Origin of the sequence: Mycobacterium sp. (assembly GCF_049585075.1) — a bacterium.
Classification (GTDB): domain Bacteria; phylum Actinomycetota; class Actinomycetes; order Mycobacteriales; family Mycobacteriaceae; genus Mycobacterium.
The window spans coordinates 1-3419 of the sequence record NZ_JBAUZA010000117.1 but is presented as its reverse complement, the minus strand read 5'-3'; the positions used below and the strand labels follow the sequence as shown (position 1 = coordinate 3419).

The 3419-nt window shown below is 67.5% G+C and carries 3 protein-coding genes; all 3 read left to right on the top strand.

What is annotated here, in order from left to right; translation table 11 throughout:
* The coding region (locus WB785_RS05310; protein ID WP_424077670.1) for a 1,4-alpha-glucan branching protein domain-containing protein at positions 1 to 672 on the top strand (672 nt) is incomplete at its 5' end.
* Positions 669 to 1922, top strand: coding sequence for a glycosyltransferase family 4 protein (locus WB785_RS05305; protein WP_424077669.1), 1254 nt, complete (start codon positions 669 to 671; stop codon positions 1920 to 1922). The genes WB785_RS05310 and WB785_RS05305, both read left to right, overlap by 4 nt.
* Before the next feature lie 39 nt (positions 1923 to 1961).
* On the top strand, positions 1962 to 3311 hold the full coding sequence (locus tag WB785_RS05300) for a TIGR01777 family oxidoreductase (protein ID WP_424077667.1): 1350 nt from the start codon (positions 1962 to 1964) through the stop codon (positions 3309 to 3311).
* Positions 3312 to 3419: the final 108 nt, after the last annotated feature.

Below are 3419 nucleotides of genomic sequence, written 5' to 3'. Positions count from 1 at the left end.
CCCGACCGCGCCGATCGCGCAATCGATAACCACGTCGCTGATTTCGTTGACGTGGTCCGCGGCCGGCTGCTCGCCGAATCCGAACGCATCGGACGACCGGCCCACGTGATTGCCGCGTTCGACACCGAGTTGTTCGGCCACTGGTGGTACGAGGGACCGGTGTGGCTGGAACGGGTGCTGCGAGCGCTGCCGGATGCGGGGGTTCGCATCGGCACACTCAGCGACGCCGTAACGGAGGGTTTCGTCGGCGAAACGGTCGAATTACCGCCCAGCTCTTGGGGTTCCGGCAAGGACTGGCAGGTGTGGGCCGGTGACAAAGTGGCCGATCTGGTGCAACTCAACAACGAAGTCGTCGACACCGCGCTGACCACCGTCGACAAGGCGCTGGCCCAGACCGCATCCCTGGACGGGCCGATCCCCCGCGATCAGATCGCCGACCAGATTCTGCGCGAGACATTGCTTACGGTGTCCAGTGATTGGCCGTTCATGGTGAGCAAGGACTCGGCCGCTGACTACGCCCGGTACCGGGCCCATCTGCACGCCCATGCCACCCGCGAGATCGCCGGCGCGCTCGCGTCGGGCCGCCGGGAGATCGCGCAGCGCCTGGCAGACGGCTGGAACCGCGCCGACGGACTGTTCGGTGCGCTGGATGCACGCAGGCTGCCGCGATGAAAGTTCTGATGGTGTCGTGGGAATACCCACCGGTGGTGATCGGTGGGCTCGGCCGCCACGTCCATCACCTGTCGACGGCACTGGCAGCCGCCGGGCATGAGGTCGTCGTGTTGTCTCGCCGTCCGACGGGCACCGATCCGAGCACCCACCCGTTATCGGATGAAATCAACGAGGACGTCCGCGTCGTCGCCGCCGCGCAAGACCCGCACGAGTTCACCTTCTCCCACGACATGATGGCCTGGACGCTGGCCATGGGCCACGCCATGGTCCGCGCCGGATTGTCGATAAAGGACACTTCAAGCGACAAACCCTGGCGCCCCGACGTCGTGCACGCGCATGACTGGCTGGTCGCCCATCCGGCCATCGCGCTAGCCGAGTTTTACGACGTGCCAATGGTTTCCACGATTCACGCCACCGAGGCCGGTCGACATTCCGGATGGGTCTCCGGATCGCTGAGCAGGCAGGTGCACGCCGTCGAGTCGTGGCTAGTGCGCGAATCCGATTCGCTGATCACATGTTCGGCGTCGATGCGCGACGAGATCACCGAGCTGTTCGGACCCGGATTGGCCGAATCCACCGTCATCCGCAACGGCATCGACGCGGCGCGCTGGCCGTTCGCGACGCGGCGACGCCGCAGTGTTTCCAGTAGCCCGCCGGAGCTGTTGTTCGTTGGCCGGCTGGAATACGAGAAGGGCGTGCACGACGCGATCGCGGCGCTGCCGCGGATCCGGCGCGCCCATCCCGGTACCACGTTGACGATCGCCGGCGACGGGACCCAGCTGGACTGGCTCGTCGAGCAGGCCCGTAAACATCGGGTGCTCAAGGCAACCCGATTCGTCGGGCGGCTCGATCACGACGAGCTGTTGGCGGCGCTGCATCGCGCCGACGCGGCGGTGCTGCCCAGCCACTACGAGCCGTTCGGGTTGGCGGCACTGGAGGCTGCGGCGGCGGGAACACCGTTGGTGACGTCAAACATCGGCGGGCTGGGCGAGGCGGTGATCGACGGTGAGACCGGGATATCTTGTCCACCAAGCGATGTGACGCGGCTAGCCAAAGCGGTCCGTGCGGTGCTTGACGATCCAGCCGGCGCCCAGCGCCGGGCCCGGGCCGCGCGTGAACGGCTGACCGCTGATTTCGATTGGCACACCGTCGCTGACGAGACCGCGCAGGTGTATCTGGCGGCCAAACGCCGCGAACGCCAGCTGCTGCCGCGGTTGCCCATCGTCGAGCACGCGCTGCCGGACCGCTAGTCGACCCACCCACCGAACTTCGCAGGTACGGTCGATTTAATGGGACTTGTGTATTCGAGCGTGGTCGACGCGCCAATCTACGAAGTGTTCGACTGGCACACCCGGCCGGGCGCCATCACCCGACTGTCGCCACCGTGGCAGCCGGTACGGGTCGTCGCCGAAGCAGATTCGCTGCAGAACGGACGCGCTGAGCTCGGCCTTCCCGGCGGTCTGCGCTGGGTCGCCGACCATCAACCCGATGGCTACGATCCGCCCCGACGCTTCGTCGACTCGATCAGCTCCGAAGGCCTGGCCTCGCTGCCGGTGCGGCTGGCGGTTCGCTGGCGGCATACCCACGAATTCGAAGAGCTCAGTGGTGAGCGCACGCGGGTGACCGACCGCGTAGCCACACCGGTCCCCGCTCGCGCGCTGCGCGCGATGTTCGCTTACCGGCATCGTCAGTTGGCCGATGACATCGCCGCGCATCGACTTGCCGCCGCGCGGGGCTTGACTCCGATGACGGTCGCGGTCAGCGGATCGTCCGGGCTGGTCGGGTCGGCGTTGACCGCCTTCCTGTCCACCGGCGGCCATCGGGTGATCCACCTGGTGCGCCGCGCTGCGACTAAACCTGATGAGCGGCAATGGAATCCGAATGATCCTAACCCGGATCTGCTGAACGGGGTCAACGCGGTTATTCACCTGGCGGGCGCATCGATCGCGGGCCGGTTTACCGAGTCACACCGAGCCGCGATCCGCGATAGCCGGATCGGCCCCACTCGCCGCCTGGCTGAACTGATGGCGAAATCAGCCGACGGGCCAAAGCTGCTGATCTGCGCGTCGGCGATCGGGTACTACGGCTACGACCGCGGTGACGCGACACTGACCGAGGACAGCGAACGCGGCGATGGGTTCCTCGCCGATGTGGTCGGCGACTGGGAGCGGGCCGCAACGGCCGCCGAGGACGGCGGAGTCCGGGTGGTGCGGGTGCGCACCGGGATCGTGCAATCCCCGAGCGGCGGGACGCTGCGCCTGCTGCTGCCGCTGTTTCGCGCGGGGATGGGTGGCCGCGTGGGCGATGGTCAACAGTGGTTCTCCTATATCGGGATCGACGACCTGGTCGACGTCTACCACCGCGGACTCTGGGACACCGCGCTGGCTGGACCGGTCAACGCGGTGGCCGTCGATCCGGTCCGCAACAGCGACTACACCCGAGCGCTTGCCAAGGTGCTGCGCCGTCCGGCGGTGTTGCCGGTACCGCCGCTGGGGCCGCGACTGCTGCTCGGCGAGCAGGGTGCTCGCGAATTGGCCTGCGCCAATCAACGGGTGCTGCCGACCCGGCTACAACAACTCGACCACCGGTTTCGCCATCCAACCCTCGAGCAGACGCTGCGGCATCTGCTCGGCCGCTGATCACAAGCCGCGGCGTGCCGCTCGGACGGCCGCGACGGCCTGCGGGTCGCCGGCGAAATCGACGCGCGCGGTGTCGCGGCCCGCGACGAACAACACCAACTCCTGCGG